The following is a 292-nucleotide window of genomic DNA, read 5'->3' as shown; positions in this document are numbered from 1 at the left end:
ATTGCATCTACTCGAGATCCATTCGTAATTGTTGATCTAGAAGGTACAGCATCACGCTTAACTAGTTATGCAATTAGTCAATCTGATTTTGTAATTGTTCCTATGAAGGAACAACAGCAAGACGCTATAGCAGCTATCGAAATTATAAAAGAAATTCACAGAGATATGAAAGCTGTACGGCGTCTTATCGCTTATTCTGTTTTGTTTACGCAATCTAAAGTTGTTGCAAAATCCAGAACTGCTCGTTTTGTATCATCTCAATTTAGAAAAAACCCAGAACTTGATTTTTTTG

At 34.9% G+C, this 292-nt stretch carries 1 pseudogene; it reads left to right on the top strand.

Going from position 1 to position 292, the window contains the following annotated elements:
* A pseudogene (locus tag ACFIKY_RS09135) lies at positions 1 to 292 on the top strand (ParA family protein); the annotation flags it as partial.

This window comes from Bartonella sp. CR127HXZ (genome assembly GCF_042194555.1).
Lineage (GTDB): Bacteria > Pseudomonadota > Alphaproteobacteria > Rhizobiales > Rhizobiaceae > Bartonella > Bartonella grahamii.
This window is presented reverse-complemented; position numbering and strand designations above follow the sequence as displayed.